This is a genomic window from Alteromonas sp. C1M14 (assembly GCF_018860965.1).
Taxonomy (GTDB): domain Bacteria; phylum Pseudomonadota; class Gammaproteobacteria; order Enterobacterales; family Alteromonadaceae; genus Alteromonas.
Genome location: NZ_JAHKQF010000008.1, coordinates 123347 through 142250, shown reverse-complemented (window position 1 = coordinate 142250; position 18904 = coordinate 123347). Strand labels below are relative to the sequence as shown.

Sequence of the window (18904 nt, the reverse complement as noted above, 5' to 3'; positions counted from 1 at the left end):
CACTGGAAATTTATAGGCTATTCCTGTTAGTCTGCGTACATGGTAACCCTTTTTTTACAATAGCCTTACGAGATGATCGCCACCGTAATTTTGATGATTTGCATTGCCTACTTGGTGGGATCATTGTCCAGTGCTGTGATTATCTGTCGACTTTACGGTCTGCCTGATCCGAGAACCACGGGTTCGAAAAACCCTGGGGCAACCAATGTCTTTCGCTTAGGTGGTCGGATGCCAGCCACGTTGGTACTGTTTATGGATATATTAAAAGGGACAGTACCTGTGTATAGCAGCTATTGGATGGGCATCGACCCCATACCTTTAGGATTTATTGGTTTAGCAGCCTGCTTGGGCCATATTTTCCCTCTTTATTTCGATTTTAAAGGGGGAAAGGCCGTCGCCACCGCTTTTGGCGTGCTATTGCCCCTTGGTGCAGAGCTGACTGGATTGTTGATATTAACCTGGGCAATTACAGTGTTTATTTGGGGGTATGCGTCGCTTGCCGCCATCATAGCGGTCTGCTTTGCCCCTGTGTTTACTTGGTTTATTAAGCCTGCCTACACCATTCCAGTGCTGATGCTGTCAGTACTGATTATTATTCGCCACAAAGACAATATTCTACGCCTTGTTAAACACCAAGAAAACAAAGTCTGGGACAAAGTGAAACTAAAATAGCCTAGGTTCTTTTGCCTTCACTTTAACCCATTCACAATGCCGGCAGAGAATCTAACGGCCAACGGGGTTTGGCCGCCGCAGAAAGGGGGCTATATTGGGCCGCTTTTAATCGCTGCATACCGGCGTAGGCAATCATCGCACCATTATCGGTACAAAAGCCGAGGCTAGGATAGAAGACTTCACCGTTCATTTTCGCCATCATGGCTTTCATGGCATCACGCAAATAGGTATTGGCACTCACACCGCCGGCAATCACTAAACGCTTGCGTCCGGTTTGCTTAAGCGCTCGGCGACATTTAATGATCAGGGTATCGACCACCGCTTCTTGAAACGCATAAGCGATATTGGCTTTGGTTTGTGCAGTATCATCGGCGTCGCGGATGGTATTGGCGGCAAAGGTTTTTAGGCCACTGAAACTAAAATCCAATCCAGGGCGGTCGGTCATGGGTCGGGGAAACTTATAATGCCCGGCCTCACCTTGTTCGGCTAACTTGGCTAATAGCGGCCCCCCGGGGTAATCTAAGCCCAGTAACTTGGCCGTCTTATCAAAGGCTTCCCCAGCAGCATCATCAATGGATTCGCCAAGTACCTCATATTCGCCAATGCCTTTAACATCCACCAACATAGAATGCCCGCCGGAAACCAGCAAAGCCACAAAAGGAAATGCCGGTGCATGGGTTTCTAGCATGGGCGCTAATAAATGCCCTTCCATATGGTGCACACCCACCGCAGGCTTATCCCAGGCGTAGGCAAGGGAGCGCGCCACTGAAGACCCTACCAGTAAGGCCCCCACTAGCCCAGGTCCTTGAGTAAAGGCAATACCGTCTAGGGTGTTATGATCAGTGTTAGCATCAAGTAGGGCTTTTTTAATAAGAGGCACAATTTTGCGTACATGATCTCGGGAAGCCAGTTCAGGCACCACACCACCATAGTCGGCATGCAATTTAACCTGGCTGTATAATTCATGAGACAATAACCCTTTTTCATCATCAAAAACCGCCACTCCGGTTTCATCACAGGAAGTCTCAATTCCCAGTATACGCATTTTTTCACCCTTATCTTTGACTCAAGGGCGCAAGTTTACTCTTATTTAATCAAGGTGAAAACGGGTATACTTCACTCTTATTGCAATATTGTTCAATTTATTGGCTGTAGCCACTTTACATTTGTGCTGTAAAAGAATAGAATTTCGCACCATTTTTAACCCGGGTGTCGATTTCGCGCACAATTTCACGCCCGGCTAGACACTAAAATTTTTGAGGTGAGAATTTAATGCCCATCGTTAAAGTTAGAGAAAACGAGCCGTTTGATGTCGCTCTTCGTCGTTTTAAACGTTCTTGTGAAAAAGCAGGTGTACTGTCTGAAGTTCGTCGTCGTGAGTTCTTCGAAAAACCAACCTGGGAACGCAAGCGTAAAAAAGCGGCTGCCAAAAAGCGCCATCTGAAAAAGCTGGCTCGCGAAAACGCCCGTCGCGTAAAACTCTACTAAGATAGTGTTGGCTTAACAAAGGTGCTTTAGGGCACCTTTGTTGTCTTAGGGCCACAAAAAAATCCCCCCCCTTCGTTTGACAGAGAATCTTCCATGGCATTAATTGACGATTTAAAAAGCGCGCAAAAAGATGCAATGCGTGCCAAAGACAAAGTAAAGCTTGGCACAATACGCATGGCGCTAGCTGCAATCAAACAAAAAGAAATTGATGAGCAAATTACCCTAACTGATGATGCGGTTTTGGCAATTTTAACCAAAATGGTTAAACAAAGAGTCGACGCTGCGGCCCAGTATGACCAAGCTGGACGCGATGATCTCGCCAGCACGGAACGGGCTGAAATTGTTGTTATCGAAACCTTTTTGCCTCAACCTCTGTCTGATAGCGAATTGTCTGCCCTTATCGAAGAAGCCATGACCTCTACGGGTGCCAGTGGCATGCAAGACATGGGCAAGGTCATGGGTTATCTCAAGCCCAAAGTACAAGGCCGTACCGATATGGGTGCCTTGAGCGGAAAGATTAAGGCACGTCTAAACGCCTAATTTTTTTACCCGACGCAATACACTTTGCGTCGGGTTCTTTGCCTGATACAGTATTGAAAAAAAACAGCCTGGCGTTACATCATGTTGCCGCCGTCATGACCGTCTTTCAATTAAAGTCTCTCATTGATGCCGATGTATTATGGACGCTGAGCAAACTTCTGCATGCTACTTTCTCGTTCCTAGGTGTAAGGTTGATACAAAATGTCCGGAAGAATACCCCGCGATTTTATCGATGATCTTCTCGCCCGAACCGACGTTGTTGATATAGTCGATAGCAGAGTTAAATTAAAAAAAGCGGGTAAAAATTATCAGGCCTGCTGCCCTTTTCACGACGAAAAAACCCCTTCATTTACCGTTAGCCAAGACAAACAGTTTTATCACTGCTTTGGCTGTGGCGCCAATGGCAATGCCATTTCCTTTATAATGGAATTTGATCGACTGGATTTTGTAGAGGCGGTTGAAGAGTTGGCGCGCATACATGGTCTTGAGGTTCCTCGAGAGCAAAGTAATCGTCCGGCTATGACGGAAGAAAAAAAGCAGCAACAGCAAGACGACTACGGGTTAATGGACAAGGTTACCCGTTTTTTCCAACAACAACTTCGTCAACATCCGAATAGTCAAAAAGCCATTGATTACTTAAAGGGACGCGGGTTGTCCGGTGATATTGTCAAACAATGGGAAATTGGCTATGCCCCGGCAGAATGGGACAAGCTGTTAACGACCTTCGGCACGGACGATGCACGCATCACCCAATTAATTGATCTTAAATTGGTGTCCCGTAATGATCGCGGGCAGACCTACGACTTTTTTCGCGACCGGATCATGTTTCCCATTCGAGATCGCCGCGGTCGGGTGGTAGGTTTTGGCGGCCGGGTCATTGATAGCGACGGGCCTAAATATCTTAACTCTCCAGAAACCCGTATTTTCCATAAGGGTTATGAGCTATTTGGCTTCTATCAGGCCAAACAAAGCCAGCGCCATCTCGATAAAGTTATTATCGTAGAAGGCTATATGGATGTAGTGGCCTTAAGCCAATATGGCATTAATATCGCCACCGCCGCCTTAGGCACAGCAACCACGCCGGAACATCTGGCATTACTGATGCGTTCAACCTCCCATATTATTTGTTGTTATGACGGAGATCGCGCCGGACGAGAAGCAGCATGGCGCGCATTAGAAAATGCCCTGCCGGCACTAAAAGATGGCGTCAAACTCACCTTTTTATTTTTGCCTGACGGTGAAGACCCAGATACCATGGTAAGACAAGCTGGCACCGACACCTTTTTAGAAATGGTTGACGCCGCCTTGCCCCTCTCTCGTTTTTTCTTTGAGTCTTTATTAAAGACCCATGAAGTGGGCACGCCGGAAGGTAAAATAGCGTTGAAAGCCGCAGCTCAACCGCTAATAGATAACGTGGCTGGTGACGGTCAGCGCGCCATGTTACAAGCAGAGTTAGCAAAGCATATTGGCGAATACGATCGTTTCAAGCTACAACAAGACATACAGCATGCCAATCAAGCCGGTGCCCAGCCCCGACAGACAGCAAGACATCAGCACAAAGCGCAAATTTCGCCTGTGCGCACCATGTTGCGACTACTCATTGATAATCCGGCCTTAGCCGCTGCCCATCCTCAGTGTGCTCCGCAAATTTTGGCCGACAGTGGTGTGGCTGGCATTGATGTTTTAATTGATACCCACAATGTGTGTTTACAAAATCCACAATTCAATACTGCCCAGGTCCTTGAAAACTTCCGAGACCATCCCCATTCTTCTGTCATCGCGAAGTTACTGCTACAAGAACACCTGGTCAAAGACGACGATGCAGACACCGTGTATTGCGACAGTTTTGCTAAATTGCTCGACTGGCATTTTGATAGCCGAATTGAAACGCTGATCTCCCGCTCACGTATGCACCCTCTCTCACAAGAAGAAAAAAGGGAACTGACATTGCTGATGATGGAACGTCAAAAGTCGTAATGAAGGGAGGATTTTGTTGAAAAATCACGCTGAACAACTGGTCAAAAATAGTGTCTGTCTGTTATACTGGCTAATTCGCTGCAAGCAGACTTTTCAAATGCATTAATACATTTTTTTGTATCTTTAATGTGTTTTTAGTATGCATTTTTCAGGCCGTATTTGAAAACAGCCAATGTATTTATGGGTGCGGTAACGAACGAACAGCAAGCATGAAATAGCCAGTTCACTCTGTTTATTAGCATGCTTTTTTGCTTAATATTTAAATGTGAGAAGTGTAGGTTATATGGCGCAAAGCAAGCAGTCTCAGATTAAACTTTTGATTGCCAAAGGTAAAGAGCAAGGTTACTTAACCTTTGCAGAAGTTAATGACCACCTGCCGCAAGATATTGTCGACTCTGATCAAATCGAAGACATCATTCGAATGATCAACGACATGGGCATTCAGGTTTCAGAATCTGCTCCTGATTCTGATGAACTCCTGATGCAGGAAACTACCGCCGATGAAGATGTTGCAGAAGCAGCCGCTCAAGCATTAGCTACGGTAGAAAGTGAAATTGGCCGAACCACCGACCCTGTGCGCATGTACATGCGTGAAATGGGCACCGTGGAACTTCTTACCCGGGAAGGCGAAATCGAAATCGCAAAACGGATAGAAGACGGAATTAATCAGGTACAGTGTTCTGTGGCTGAATATCCCGAAGCCATCACTTATCTCCTTGAGCAATGGGATTTATACGAAGCTGAAGAAATACGCCTTAGCGATATTATTTCTGGTTTTGTGGATCCTAACGAAGAACAGGATTTAGCGCCCACCGCCACCCACATCGGCTCCGAGTTACCGGCTAAGGAACTTGAGAACGATGATGATGACGATGATGACGATGATGACGATGAAGAAGAAGATACTGGCGTCGATCCTGAGTTAGCCCGAGAGAAATTTGGTAAACTTCGAGAGCAGTACCTTAAAGCACGTACGGTTATCGAATCCCATGGTCGCTCAGATAAAAAAGCCCGTGCAGAGATCGCCACCCTAAGTGAAGTCTTCAAAGAATTTCGTTTAGTACCAAAACAGTTCGACCGTATGGTGAAAAACATGCGGAACATGATGGACAAGGTTCGTATTCAAGAACGTCTGGTCATGAAGTACTGTGTGGTCAATTCCAAAATGCCGAAAAAAGACTTTATTAAAGCTTTTGCTGGCAATGAAACGACCACGGCTTGGTTAGAAACCGTACTGTCTTCTGGTGCCGCCTATGTGCCGGTACTAGAGAACTTCAAGGAAGATATCGAACGCTCTGTCTCAAAAATGAACCAGGTAGAACAAGAAACCGGGTTAGTGATTGCAGACATCAAAGATATTAACCGTCGCATGTCCATTGGTGAAGCCAAGGCACGTCGTGCGAAAAAAGAAATGGTGGAAGCCAACCTTCGTTTGGTTATCTCCATTGCCAAAAAATACACTAACCGAGGTTTGCAATTCCTTGATCTTATTCAGGAAGGGAACATCGGCTTGATGAAGGCTGTGGATAAATTCGAATACCGTCGTGGTTATAAGTTTTCAACTTATGCTACTTGGTGGATTCGACAAGCCATTACTCGTTCTATTGCGGACCAGGCCCGTACTATTCGTATCCCTGTTCACATGATAGAAACCATCAATAAACTAAACCGTATTTCACGGCAAATGTTGCAAGAGATGGGTCGGGAGCCAACACCTGAAGAATTGTCAGAACGCATGGCGATGCCTGAAGACAAGATCAGAAAAGTGCTTAAGATTGCCAAAGAGCCCATCTCTATGGAAACCCCCATTGGTGATGATGAAGATTCACATCTTGGCGACTTTATCGAGGATAGCACCATTATTCAGCCCCTCGATTCTGCCACCGGTGGTAGCCTTAAAGATGCAACCCAAGAGGTTCTCGCAGGATTAACCGCACGGGAAGCCAAAGTGCTACGTATGCGTTTCGGCATCGATATGAATACGGATCACACACTTGAAGAAGTGGGCAAGCAATTTGATGTTACCCGCGAGCGTATCCGTCAGATTGAAGCGAAAGCGCTACGGAAACTGCGTCATCCTAGTCGCTCTGAGCAACTACGAAGCTTCCTCGACGAGTAAATACCCAATACTATGAAAGCCACCGTTTAGGTGGCTTTTTTTTGCGCTGCCGTCTATTTAAGTACAAATATTAATCTGTTCTCTTTTTCCTTATTGACTTGTGAGGAGTACAAATTTCATTCATATTGGGTGATAGCCATAGCTAATAAGGAAGGATCCATGAACAAATTTTTACACCTATTGCTCATTATTACTGGATTACAGTTAGGCGGTTGTGCCATTTGGAACCCACCTTCTCCTATGAGCGAGATAGAGGTTCATCAAAAGTTAGTAGATATTAAGCCCATTGAACCAGAAGAAAAACTCTATCGTCAGTATGTCAGTGATGGCATCTATATTCAGTTCGAACGCATGGACGAAAATAATGTTATTTATGGATGGTATACCTGTACGGACTGCAATTGGACCCGTTCTAAAATCCTCGCAATATACGATGGAAGTTACTTGTATATGGCTTATGGCCATCATGAAGAATTCTTTTTAGAATCCCCCACGTATGTGCGCCAACACCCTAGCAACGCCCATTGGTCGTGGAGCGTTATTGAAAAATTTCAATTAGAAGGGCGAAATTTGATCAAGCTTGGACAAATTCGCAAATGTGCTGACGACACACCGCAAATACAAGAATGGGATAATGCCCCGTGGGCTTTAGATGGTGAAACCGACTGCAAGTACAAACGGGCCGGAAAATATAACAAAATCTACGTAGCCACCATTGATGAAACACTAACGGGCATCCGTAGTTCTATCGTGGGCGAAGACGCTGATGCCATTCCCTCAGATGTGCGAGCAAAACTGGCTATCCTCAAATCGCTGTTTGATGATGGATTAATAAATGAACAAGAATACGCCGACAAGCGTAAAATTTTGCTCGATGACTTGTAAACTCTTCTAGCAGAAGAAGTTCGCTTCTTCTGCTACTTCTCTATAGGGTATGGCACCTCACCTCATCAACATTGCCTTTAATTTGGCATTCACCTTATTGTGAGAGGTTAACCATAAGCAGGGAAAGATCATGCGTTTGCGACATATTGAAGTTTTTCACGCCATTTACACCACCGGCTCCATCACCGGCGCTGCACATTTACTTTATGTCTCTCAACCTTCTGTATCCAAAGTACTGGCCCATGCTGAGCAGCAATTAGGGTTTGCTTTATTTCATCGCCACAAAGGAAAGCTAAGCCCCACTGCCGAAGCTGACATGATGTTTCCAGAAATCGATAGAATTTATCAGCAGCTTAATACTGTTAAACAATTAGCCAGCAATATTCGCCGTGGGCGTAGTGGGCTTATTAATATTGCCGTTACCCCTGCCCTTGGCTTTGACGTACTACCTAAGGCCATGGCGCTGTTTAATCAGGCTCACCCCAATGTGGCGATCAATATTAAAACCGTACATAACACAGAAGCCTTGCAATCGCTGGTGGAGCATAAGTGTGACGCCGCGGTATTGTTCTCTTCCCCTACCATGCCTGGGGTGACAGAGCGCACGCTTTCAAAGCAAGATTTGGTCGTCATGTACCCGAAAAAAGCTTTTGCTACACAACCTGAAGCCTTGTCCCTCGACGAACTGATTTCCATGGATATCATAGGCATATGGGAAAGCGGCCCGTTGGGCGAAATGGCTTGGCGGCATATCGAACAGTCAGGTCTTGATATTCAAACTCATATTCAAGTGGACACCTATTATATCGCCGCCAAACTCGTGCATGCAGGCTTAGGGTGCTGTATTGTAGATCGACTTACGGCACAAGGAAATTTGACGAAAGAAACCGGCATAGCCCGCTTTTCTCCCAGCTTGAATTTCGATATAAAAGCGTTATCGTTAACCGATCGGCCCTTAGCTAAAGTCTGTGATGGGTTTCTCGATACGCTGACAGAAGTAATTAATACGGTTAGCCAATAACCTTACGTTATAGGTGCCGTAAAGGAAGCTACTTATCATCTTGCTTGAATCTTTTAAGATATTCTATTGATTGATTAAGCGTGTTAGGAATTGACATGGTATTGACCCCCCCTTATTTACTGTTCATCGGCAACGCTACCGATCCATTAAGCATTAAAATGGCCAAAAGTGTCGCCGACTGGAACCCCGCCGCCTGTGTAGGCGAATATAGACTACCAGGCTGCGAGGTAACCACAGGTTGTGCCCCGATGAGTATTGAGCAAGCCGCTGAAGCGGGTGCTAAGTCACTGGTACTCGGATTTGCCAATAGCGGTGGCTTTATTGATGAAAGTTGGGTTCCCACCATCATAGAAGCCATCGAAGCTGGAATGCATGTGGTCAGTGGGTTACACGAAAAACTCACCGACATTCCCAGCGTGGTCGCCGCAGCACAAAAGCAGGGCGTTACCTTAACGGATATTCGTCACCCCACCACCCGCTTTAAAACCGGTAAAGGTATTAAACGTACGGGTAAACGGCTACTCACCGTGGGTACCGACTGCTCGGTAGGCAAAATGTACACCTCAATGTGTTTGGTTAATGCATTAAAAGCCGCTGGACACAAAGCCACATTTAGAGCCACGGGCCAAAGTGGCATTTTGGTGGCCGGTGAAGGTGTTGCTATTGATTGTGTGGTGGCAGATTTTATTTCTGGCGCGGTGGAATCACTGAGCCCTGATAACGATGATGATCACTGGGATATTATCGAAGGCCAAGGATCTTTGTCTCACCCGGCTTTTGCCGGTGTTAGCTTAGGGTTATTGCACGGTTCCCAACCTGATGCGTTGATCATCTGTCATGCCCTTAGTCGCACGCACATGCGAGGCTTACCCCACTACCCTCAACCGACGTTAGAAACGGTTATCGATATGACGATAAACGCCGCCAAGCTTACCAACCCCGGCGTCAAGGTAGCAGGCATTGCCGTTAATACTGCCAGCGTAAACGAGGATGAAGCCCGCGAGTACTGCGCGACCACTAGCGCCCGTTTAGGTTTACCTTGTACTGATCCATTGCGTTTTGGTGTAGAAAACATCATCAAGGCCCTGTCATGTCTTTAACCATTACCATTGAGCAAGAACGTTTTCCTCTGGCCCAGGTTTTTCGTATTTCACGAGGCGCGAAAACCGCAGCCGAGGTGATCAAGGTTACCGTGGTAGACGGAGAACATGTTGGTCAAGGTGAATCGGTACCTTATGCTCGGTATAATGAGTCTTTGCAAAGCGTTGCCTCACAATTGGCCGACGTGGCAAAGCATATCGTTACCTTGGATGACCATCATAAATTAGCCCAGTACTTACCCGCCGGTTCGGCCAGAAATGCATTAGACTGCGCTTTATGGGATCTCAGAGCGAAGGTATCAGGACAAACGGTTTCCTCCCTGTTGTCTCTACCTGAAACAACACATTGTTTTACCGCCCAAACCATTAGCGTAGATACCCTTGAAAACATGCAGGCTTCTGCTCGCAAACTGGCCGGCGCGCCGTTAATAAAAGTTAAGCTTGATCCCGATGCCGTGGTTGAGAAAATACGCGCTATTCACGAGGCAACACCACAAAGCCAATTGATTGTGGACGCCAACGAAGGCTGGAGCATTGACGATCTCAAAGCCGTGGCTGAGCCGTTAAAAGCCTGTAATGTGGTTCTTATTGAGCAACCGATCCCCGCCCAAGATGATGAGGTATTGGAATCCTACCAATGTCCCATCCCCTTATGTGCAGACGAGTCTTGTCACACATCAGACAACCTTTCAGTACTTAAACGTCGTTACCAGAGTGTCAATATCAAGCTGGACAAAACCGGCGGTTTAACAGAGGCGGTGAAGTTGTATCGAGAAGCAAAGGCGCTGAATTTTTCAGTGATGGTTGGCTGCATGGTGGGTACCTCTTTGGCTATGGCGCCGGCTTTCTTGTTGTGTGCCCAGGCTGAATTTGTGGATCTCGACGGACCGCTGCTGATTGCCCAAGATAGAACACAGGGCTTCGGTTTTGATAACGGCAAAATGTGGCAACCTACGCCGTTTTTGTGGGGAACGCCCTAATACTGTAAGCGGCAGTGTTACGTACATTGCATAATATCGAACGATACGTTTTATTTTTAGCGCTTATGCTTCGAGCCATAAAGCACTATTGTAACGGTCATCATTACATCAATGGAGTTTTAACAATGAAAATCGTCGCATTTGGTGCCAGCACAAGTCGCCATTCTATAAACAAAGCCCTTGCCACCTACACGGCCAGCTTGGTGGAAGGTGGAAGGTGGAACAGTGACGGTGCTGGATATAAATGACTACCCTGTGCCTTTATTTAGTGAAGACACAGAAAAAGAGGTGGGGCAGCCTGAGGGGGCAAAACAGTTTCTTGCTGCCATTGCAGACGCCGATGGACTGGTTATTTCTTTTGCTGAACATAATGGCCATTATCCTGCCGCTTACAAAAATTTATTCGATTGGGCTACCCGGATTGAACGCAAGGTTTATGCAGACAAGCCGGCGGTATATTTATCGGCTTCCCCTGGCCCTGGCGGCGCCAAGTCGGTGCTTAACGCCGCAACCCAGTCCGCGGGCTTTTTTGGTGGAAATGTGAAGGCCTCGGTTTCTGTCGCCAACTTTTATGAAATCTTCGATGAACATAGCGGTACGGTGTCGGATCCTTCCATAATCAAACAACTGCAGCAAGCCTCTGACAGCCTCACAGACTAACAACCGATTACAGGGCAGTAACAGGACTGCCCTTCAATATCCCTTCTCACACGACACATTTCTTCTTTCTGCGCTAGATAAATCAATATGATAGAGTAATCGAAACTCGTTTATCTGACGTATCTTGTCACCATTGACATCAAGTGCGTGTACCACGCCTTAAAAAGGAGAGAAGGAATGACCTGGCTGGATTACAGCATTGTTGGCGCGTACCTCGTAGGCATGTTGGTATTAGGGCTGATGTTTCGTCATCAGCACTCAGGAAAAGAATATTTTTTAGGTGGTAGAACCCTGGCTTGGCCAGCGTTAGCTTTGTCTGTGATGGCCACCCAGTTATCTGCCATTAGTTTTATATCAGCCCCGGCCTTTGTGGGATTACGAGAGGGGGGCGGCCTTATATGGCTCAGTTACGAACTCGCCCTTCCGCTGGCCGTGATCATTATGCTGTGGCGCTTATTGCCCACATTACACAATGCCGGTGTGGTCAGTGTTTACGATTACCTGGAACAACGTTTTTCTCGTTCGACTCGTCTGTTGATCAGCGCTGTCTTTCAAATTAGCCGTTCCTTTGCCACTGCCATTATGATTTATGCCATTGCTCTTATTTTACAAGGCACCATGGGCATCGATCAGTTTTATGCCATCTTGATGATTGGTGTTATCACCCTAATTTACTCTTCAATGGGGGGCATGAAAGCCGTTGTTTATGGTGATGCCATTCAAATGGTACTGATTGTGGCCGGAGCCGCTGTTTGTTTGTGGGCAGGCCTAGAAGCCGCAGGAGGGTGGCAAAATGTGATGGCCATTATTCCCGCTGAGCGCCTGCAAGCCATCAACACCGATACCGCGGGATTAGACGGTAATGACTTTGGGCTACTGCCCATGATATTTGGTGGTGTGGTCCTTTATGCATCCTACTATGGTTGTGATCAATCCGAAGCCCAGCGCTCTTTATCTAGTCATAGCATTACCGATTTAAAAAAAATGCTCATTACCGTGGCGTTTTGCCGGTTTCCTATAACCGCATTATATTGCGGTACCGGTCTGGTGATAGGTGCTGTAGTTATGTCGTCTCCTGACATTCAAGCACAAATACCTGCCGACGAGCCCGACTGGATGATGCCTGTGTTTATTATTAATTACTTACCAGCAGGTATTGTAGGCATTTTAGTGGTGGCTATCCTCGCCGCGGCTATGTCATCGTTAAGTTCTGCCATTAATAGTTTAGCGGCGGTAACCACAGAAGATATTAGTCGCTTAACCGGTGCTAAATTAGATGATAAACGCTATTTAAAACGTGCTCGGATCACCGGCATCACATGGGGTTTGATCACCTTGGTATTATCCCTTTACGCCGGCAATATTGCCCCCACTGTTATCGAAGCAATCAACAAAATCGGATCGGTGTTTTATGGCCCAGTGCTGGCCATTTTCCTCACCGGTATTCACAGTCGTCGTATCTCCCCGTTAGCCGCTAACTGTGGGCTAATTCTTGGGGTAAGCATCAATGTATTTTTATGGTTAAGTGACAGTACCCTGTTCTGGTTCTGGTGGAACCTCATTGGCTTTATTGTCACGGTAAGTACTAGCGCCCTAATCAGCATTAAGTTTCCTAACGATGCAGCACATAAGCTGCCCTCTGTACGCGGTATCAGTTATCAACTGGCACTAATACTTGGTGTGTGGAGCTTGGTTTTAATAGGGGTGCTGATGTATGTTCTACCTTGGTTAACCACTAGATAGGCATATACACACTTTCACCAAAAACACCGTATCGGGCTTTAAATTCCATTTACCCGAGAACGGAGTTTCGTTAGTCTACCACTCAGTTAATTCAATAATGAGCGTAGTATGGATCGGGAATTTTGGTTACAAAAATGGCATAACAACGAAACGGGCTTTCACGAGGAAGATGCAAACCCTAACTTAGTGACCCATTTTCCAGCCCTTAACCTGCAGCCAAACCAACGGGTCTTTCTTCCTTTGTGCGGAAAAACCTTAGATATTTCCTGGTTAATTTCCTGTGGCTATGAGGTGGTAGGTGCAGAACTCAGTGGCATTGCCATTCAACAATTGTTTGAGCAGCTCGACGTGATCCCCCACACCACCAAACTAGGTGAGATTACCCGTTATGAGAGCCATGGGGTGACCGTTTTCGGTGGTGATATATTTCATCTAACCGGCGAAATGCTAGGCCCAATTGATGCCATCTACGACAGAGCGGCATTGGTTGCCTTGCCACCGGCTATGCGCACTGGCTACACAGAACACCTGCGAACAATCACCCAATGTGCCCCTCAATTGCTGATTACTTTTCATTACGATCAAGCTGTGCTTCCAGGGCCGCCGTTTTCAGTCCCTGACCGAGAAGTAGAACAACATTACCAGAATCACTACCATCTAGCCTGTCTTAGCAGCCACCCTATTAATCTAAAAGGCAAGGTTCCGGCTCATGAACAAGTGTGGCAACTAACCCCCAAATAATAAAAAATATTACCCGCAAAATAAAAAAACACCGGTATTTGGCATACCGGTGTTTTTATTTTAGCCAACACAGCGTATCGACCTTGGTTACTCTAATTCACCTTTATGATAAGGGATCCCTTCGTCTTGTTCGGCAAGTAATTTGGCTCTACCTTCCGGTGAGCTGGTATTGCGAGCAAAGGCTGCGTAAGCCGCAGGCACAATAAACAAGGTCATAAAGGCTGAGACAATCACCCCGGCAAAAATCACCATGCCAATCACCATGCGGCTTTCAGAGCCCGGCCCAGAGGCAACGACCAAGGGTAGCGCACTAAATACAGTGGTAAAGCCGGTCATTACGATAGGACGCAAACGTTGGGCTGCCGCGCGACGTAATGCTTCTTCAAACTCCACACCGGCATCCCTTAACTGATTGGCAAATTCCACAATCAATATGCCATTTTTCGCCGCCAGTCCGATTAGCATCACAAGGCCTATCTGACTGTATATATTGATGGTCATATCTGCCAGATACAATCCAATAAAGGCTCCCACCAATGCTAAAGGTACCGTCAGCATGATCACCAACGGATGGATCCAGCTTTCAAATTGGGCTGCCAAGATGAGATAAGTAACGGCCAATGCCAAGGCAAACACGAAAACAAAGGAGTTACCGGCCTCATGATAAAGCTGGGATTCTCCCTTATAGTCAATGGACACAGTGTCAGGCAATTCCGTTTGCACAATCTCTTCAAGGTAGCCTAACGCTTCACCTAGAGTATAACCCGGGGCTAAGTTCGCCGTGATAGTGATGGCGCGCATACGGTTATAACGATTTAACAGTGCCGACGTTGCCTGCTCTTCTACGGTTAATAGGTTATCCATGGGGATCAATTGACCGGTGCGGGAAGAGCGAACATATAAATTATCGATGCTACTTGGGCTGCGGTAATCTGCTTCAATCCCTTCCATAATAACGTCATATTCTTCACCTCGATCCAAATAGGTAGAAACACGTCGCTGACCTAGCATGACCTCTAAGGTGCCACCAATATCGGAGATAGACACGCCTAAATCTGCCGCGCGGTCTCGGTCGATATTAATAAGTAACTGGGGCGAGGTATCTTTGTAGTCTGAATCGAGACGCACTAGGCCGGGGTTTTCACTGGCTTTCTCCATCACGATATCACGCCATGCCACCAGGTTTTCATAGGTATCCCCTTGCAATACGAACTGCACCGGACGTCCAGTACCGCCGCTGATCCCGCTACGCATCACAGAAAAAGCCCGCACATCGGGCACGGCTTCCAGCTTTTTGGAAATTTCATCCATTAATTCAAAAGAGGTGAAATCCCGCTCATCCCAAGGCACCACGCCCACCACTGCCATGCCGGCATTAGTACCAGATCCTGGGGTTCTCACCAACAAGCGACTGATTTTTCCTTCTTCTCGATAAGGCATCAAAATTGATTCAATTTTGCGCAAGTTTTCTGCATTATTTTCAAAAGACGAGCCTTCCTGCCCCTGCATCAACACATAAAAATTGCCCCGATCTTCCTTAGGGGTGAATTCACTGGGAATTTTATTCGACAACTGCCAAGTGAGCACTAAAGAAAGTACGAACAACAAGCCCATCAATATGGGCTGGTGAATGGTTTGCCCTAAACTACGATAATAACCACTTTCGATACGCTTGAAGCGATCGTCTAACCAGCGTCCAAAAGCGTTTGAACGTGATTTTTGCTTCAGTAGTTTTGATGCCATCATGGGCGAAAGGCTTAGCGCGGTAAAACTAGAAAAGGCCACCGCCGCGGCCATGGCAAGGGCAAACTCGGTAAAGAGTCGACCAATGTTGCCTTCTAAGAAGACCAATGGCACGAACACGGAAATCAATACTAAGGTAGTGGCGATAACGGCAAAGCCCACTTCTTTAGCCCCTCGATATGCGGCTAACAAAGGTGGTTCACCCATTTCGATACGTCGATATATGTTTTCCAATACCACAATGGCGTCATCCACCACCAGTCCAATGCCCAGTACCATGGCCAGTAAGGTCAGCAGGTTAATAGAGAAACCCAGCATGTACATCACAATAAACGCGCCTATCATGGAGACGGGCACGGTCACGGCGGGAATTAAGGTTGCCCGCATGTTTCCTAAGAATAAATAAATCACCACCATCACCAAAATCATGGCAACAATAAGGGTGTTGTATACTTCATTAATGGACTCTTCGATGAACACCGATGAGTCATAACTAGGCACAATGAAAATATTATCTGGCAGGGTTTTCTCGATTTGGGCGATTTGCGCTTTCGCCGCCCGCACCACATCAAGGGTGTTGGCTTTAGATTGCTTAATCACGCCTAAGCCAATCATGTTCACGCCATCACCACGAAATTCATTTTCGTCGTCCTCTGCGGCCAATTCTACCCGAGCAATTTCACCTAAACGCACCAGGTATCCGTCATCCCCCACCGCGACAGTGAGTTGAGAAAAATCATCTGGGGTTAAGTACGTGCGAGCCACCCGCACTTCAAAATCTCGGTCGGTAGATTCCACCTCACCTGCAGGTAACTCCACATTTTCAGAGCGGATCACCGATTCCACATCGGTTACCGTAATCCCCCTGGCGGCCATGGCATTGCGATCTAAAAACACTTTCATGGCATAGGTGCGCCCGCCACCGAGTCTCACTCTGGCCACACCATCGGCAATCGATAAACGGTCCACCAAATAACGCTCGGCGTAATCGGTCAGTTCAATGGAGCTTAGGTTGGTGCTGCGCAAATTAAACCATACCACCACGTCTTCATCAGAATTCTCTTTTGATACTTCCGGTGGATCCGCCTGTTCTGGCAGGTTGTTTAACGCTCGACTGACCCGTTCTCGCACATCGTTGGACGCGGCATCAATGTCTCTTGATAACTGAAATTCAATGGTGATTGAAGAGCGTCCATTACGACTGGTAGAGGTAATATTTTTTATTCCCTCAATTCCGCTGATACGATCTTCTAACAACTGAGTAATACGAGTTTCTACAATATTGGCCGACGCGCCATCGTAATTTGTGTTGATGGACACGATGGGCGGATCGATATCAGGGTATTCCCGCAGCGACAACATACTGATGGCGACGATACCAAATATAATCACCAGTAAATTAATAACCGAGGCAAATACCGGTCGTTTAACTGAGACGTCTGACAACCACATGTTTATTGCCCGCCTTGGTTGAGTATGCGCACTTTCGAGTTTTCTTGTACCCGCAGTGTGCCTTCGGTAACAATAACTTCACCCGCGCTTAGGCCACTCACAATTTGAACAATTCCCGGTTTACGCTCACCAATAGACACTTCTCGCTGATGCACAATGCCATCGTCGACCACAAAAACATATTGTTTTTTCTGTACCGGAACTAAGGATTTCTCGGGAATCACTAGGGTTTCTAATACCCGCTTTTGTAGCGTGATTTGTAACAACATACCCGGACGTAACATGCCAGTTTTATTGTCCACTTCAGCGCGTATCAACACCGACCGCGCCACCGGATCCACCCTTGAGCCAATGGTTTTAATTTCCCCGTTAAAATCGATACCCGGATAGGCCACGGAATGGGCCTCCACGCTCTGGCCTATGGATAAACTGGCTAACTGACCTTCTGCAACACTAAAATCCACATTAATGACGCTAACGTCATCAAGGGTGGTAATTTCGTCTCCAGGCTGAATAAGTGAGCCTTTACTGACACTTCGAATGCCAAGCACACCTGCAAATGGTGCACGCACCTGTAAATCGGCTAACTGCGCTTTTGCCACATCAAGCTGGGCTTCAAGGGCTTTTACTTTGGCTTGTTGTTCATCCACAATTTGCTCTGACGCCACCCGAGTTAACGCCAAGTTCTTTACCCGCTCGTACTGTCGTTTGGCTTCATCGATATTGGCCTGCAATTCCACAAGTCGAGCCTGTTCTTGGGTATCGTTTAACTGCACTAACAGTTGATTGGCTTTAACCGTATCGCCATCATCAAACAACACTTCGCTAATCAACTCGGTTTGCTGTGCCGTAATTGTGACAGATTCATTGGCTTTCGCTGTACCAAGGGCTTCCACGGTAATAGGAAAGGTTTGCTCGGTAACGGTAACCACCCGCACTGGGGTTTCTCGGTTACCCGGCCCTTTTGAAGATTCCTCTTGCGGCACATTTACATAAATTAAAAACGCGCCAAGGGCGACGACACCCAGCAAAAGGGGCGATAAAAACTTCTTGTTTGACATCTCTGATTCCTATCAACGTGTTGCACTTGATACATAAAATTGGGCGGATAGTTCGTGGCCCGGATTATTCTTGTTATACTGCCTGCAATCCCTTTTAACGAAGTAAGAGGGATTTTCACCGGCTTATTAATATTATTTTTAGTTTTTATTGTACCTACTCATATGTTAATTAGGATTCGCTCATCAGTCGTTTTGTTACTTCTACCGCTTTTAGGCTGCACAGACGCGCCGAATGATGCCGCATGTCGGATGAGTGCCCCTTCTGTGCAGGCCCATGCCCAAGCAGTGTGTTTGATTCCCGGCGAATTCAATGAGGTATTAATGCTACAAAACTCAGCCGGTAAGGTTACGGTACCCATTGCCGATACGGCAGACCAAGCCAATGAGCAGTGCGTATTGCATCAGCATATTTGGCGGCAAACGGGTATTAATGTAGAAGTCGGTCCATTACTTATCTCTACCCCACAAAACACCGGTATCTATCAGTGTGCAGAGCAAGCAGGGTTAGCCACTATCGAGACGTCATTTGCTAGCCCCGATTGGGCAAATCCGTCCCTTAAATGGGTGAAACGAGATCCGTTTATACTTACCGAAAAAGAAATGACCCATAAAGAGCTCTTGGTACCAGTAAGAGATGCACTAATACGTTTACAGCAACAAACTAAAAGTAGCACCAAGCATCAGTCTGACGTCAACTAACGTTGTTGCCATTCAGCACGTCT

At 46.6% G+C, this 18904-nt stretch carries 17 protein-coding genes; 14 read left to right on the top strand and 3 right to left on the bottom strand.

The features are described 5' to 3' along the window. Positions 1–72: 72 nt before the first annotated feature. Positions 73–672 carry a glycerol-3-phosphate 1-O-acyltransferase PlsY gene (plsY, locus tag KO501_RS05270; protein WP_216028601.1) on the top strand — a complete coding sequence of 200 codons (600 nt, stop codon included), beginning with the start codon at positions 73–75 and terminating at the stop codon, positions 670–672. Between the two features lie 31 nt (positions 673–703). Here plsY and tsaD read toward each other — a convergent pair whose 3' ends face one another. After that, positions 704–1717, bottom strand: coding sequence for a tRNA (adenosine(37)-N6)-threonylcarbamoyltransferase complex transferase subunit TsaD (gene tsaD, locus KO501_RS05265; protein ID WP_216028600.1), 1014 nt, complete (start codon positions 1715–1717; stop codon positions 704–706). A 227-nt stretch (positions 1718–1944) separates the two neighbouring features. On the opposite strand from tsaD, the gene rpsU reads away from it, so the two are divergent. The 12 genes from rpsU to tmpT all read left to right on the top strand — a co-directional run bounded on the left by rpsU (position 1945) and on the right by tmpT (position 13926). Then, positions 1945–2160 (top strand): 30S ribosomal protein S21, encoded by a 216-nt coding sequence (gene rpsU / locus KO501_RS05260; protein WP_012517258.1) that lies wholly within the window; start codon positions 1945–1947, stop codon positions 2158–2160. 93 nt (positions 2161–2253) lie between these two features. Then, positions 2254–2700 carry a GatB/YqeY domain-containing protein gene (locus tag KO501_RS05255; protein WP_216028599.1) on the top strand — a complete coding sequence of 149 codons (447 nt, stop codon included), beginning with the start codon at positions 2254–2256 and terminating at the stop codon, positions 2698–2700. Between the two features lie 201 nt (positions 2701–2901). After that, positions 2902–4677 (top strand): DNA primase, encoded by a 1776-nt coding sequence (dnaG, locus tag KO501_RS05250; RefSeq protein WP_216028598.1) that lies wholly within the window; start codon positions 2902–2904, stop codon positions 4675–4677. Positions 4678–4960: 283 nt separating this feature from the next. Further along, the gene (gene rpoD, locus KO501_RS05245; protein WP_216028597.1) at positions 4961–6796 is read left to right on the top strand and encodes an RNA polymerase sigma factor RpoD; all 1836 of its coding nucleotides are present in this window, start codon (positions 4961–4963) and stop codon (positions 6794–6796) included. 159 nt (positions 6797–6955) lie between these two features. Continuing rightward, positions 6956–7681 carry an SHOCT domain-containing protein gene (locus tag KO501_RS05240; RefSeq protein WP_216028596.1) on the top strand — a complete coding sequence of 242 codons (726 nt, stop codon included), beginning with the start codon at positions 6956–6958 and terminating at the stop codon, positions 7679–7681. Between the two features lie 130 nt (positions 7682–7811). Then, the gene (locus KO501_RS05235; RefSeq protein WP_216028595.1) at positions 7812–8702 is read left to right on the top strand and encodes a LysR family transcriptional regulator; all 891 of its coding nucleotides are present in this window, start codon (positions 7812–7814) and stop codon (positions 8700–8702) included. Between the two features lie 95 nt (positions 8703–8797). Beyond that, positions 8798–9802, top strand: coding sequence for an N-acetyltransferase DgcN (gene dgcN, locus KO501_RS05230; protein ID WP_216028594.1), 1005 nt, complete (start codon positions 8798–8800; stop codon positions 9800–9802). After that, entirely contained in the window at positions 9793–10782 is a 990-nt protein-coding gene (gene dgcA / locus KO501_RS05225; RefSeq protein WP_216028593.1) for an N-acetyl-D-Glu racemase DgcA, read from the top strand. Before dgcN ends, dgcA begins: the two co-directional genes overlap by 10 nt. Positions 10783–10907: 125 nt before the next feature. Next, positions 10908–11030: a hypothetical protein gene (locus tag KO501_RS18460; protein WP_289847278.1), complete on the top strand. Its 123-nt coding sequence runs from the start codon at positions 10908–10910 to the stop codon at positions 11028–11030. Continuing rightward, positions 11008–11442, top strand: coding sequence for an NADPH-dependent FMN reductase (locus KO501_RS05220; protein WP_354667810.1), 435 nt, complete (start codon positions 11008–11010; stop codon positions 11440–11442). The genes KO501_RS18460 and KO501_RS05220 overlap by 23 nt, the downstream gene beginning before the upstream one ends. A gap of 177 nt (positions 11443–11619) precedes the next feature. Continuing rightward, on the top strand, positions 11620–13185 hold the full coding sequence (locus tag KO501_RS05215; protein ID WP_216028592.1) for a sodium/solute symporter: 1566 nt from the start codon (positions 11620–11622) through the stop codon (positions 13183–13185). 108 nt (positions 13186–13293) lie between these two features. Beyond that, the gene (gene tmpT, locus KO501_RS05210) at positions 13294–13926 is read left to right on the top strand and encodes a thiopurine S-methyltransferase (RefSeq protein WP_216028591.1); all 633 of its coding nucleotides are present in this window, start codon (positions 13294–13296) and stop codon (positions 13924–13926) included. A gap of 87 nt (positions 13927–14013) precedes the next feature. Here tmpT and KO501_RS05205 read toward each other — a convergent pair whose 3' ends face one another. Next, positions 14014–17121, bottom strand: a complete 3108-nt coding sequence (locus KO501_RS05205) for an efflux RND transporter permease subunit (RefSeq protein ID WP_216028590.1) — start codon at positions 17119–17121, stop codon at positions 14014–14016. A gap of 2 nt (positions 17122–17123) precedes the next feature. Beyond that, positions 17124–18182, bottom strand: a complete 1059-nt coding sequence (locus KO501_RS05200) for an efflux RND transporter periplasmic adaptor subunit (RefSeq protein ID WP_216028589.1) — start codon at positions 18180–18182, stop codon at positions 17124–17126. Positions 18183–18431: 249 nt separating this feature from the next. Here KO501_RS05200 and KO501_RS05195 point away from each other — a divergent pair, with 249 nt between their 5' ends. Beyond that, positions 18432–18881 (top strand): hypothetical protein, encoded by a 450-nt coding sequence (locus KO501_RS05195; protein WP_216028588.1) that lies wholly within the window; start codon positions 18432–18434, stop codon positions 18879–18881. Positions 18882–18904: the final 23 nt, after the last annotated feature.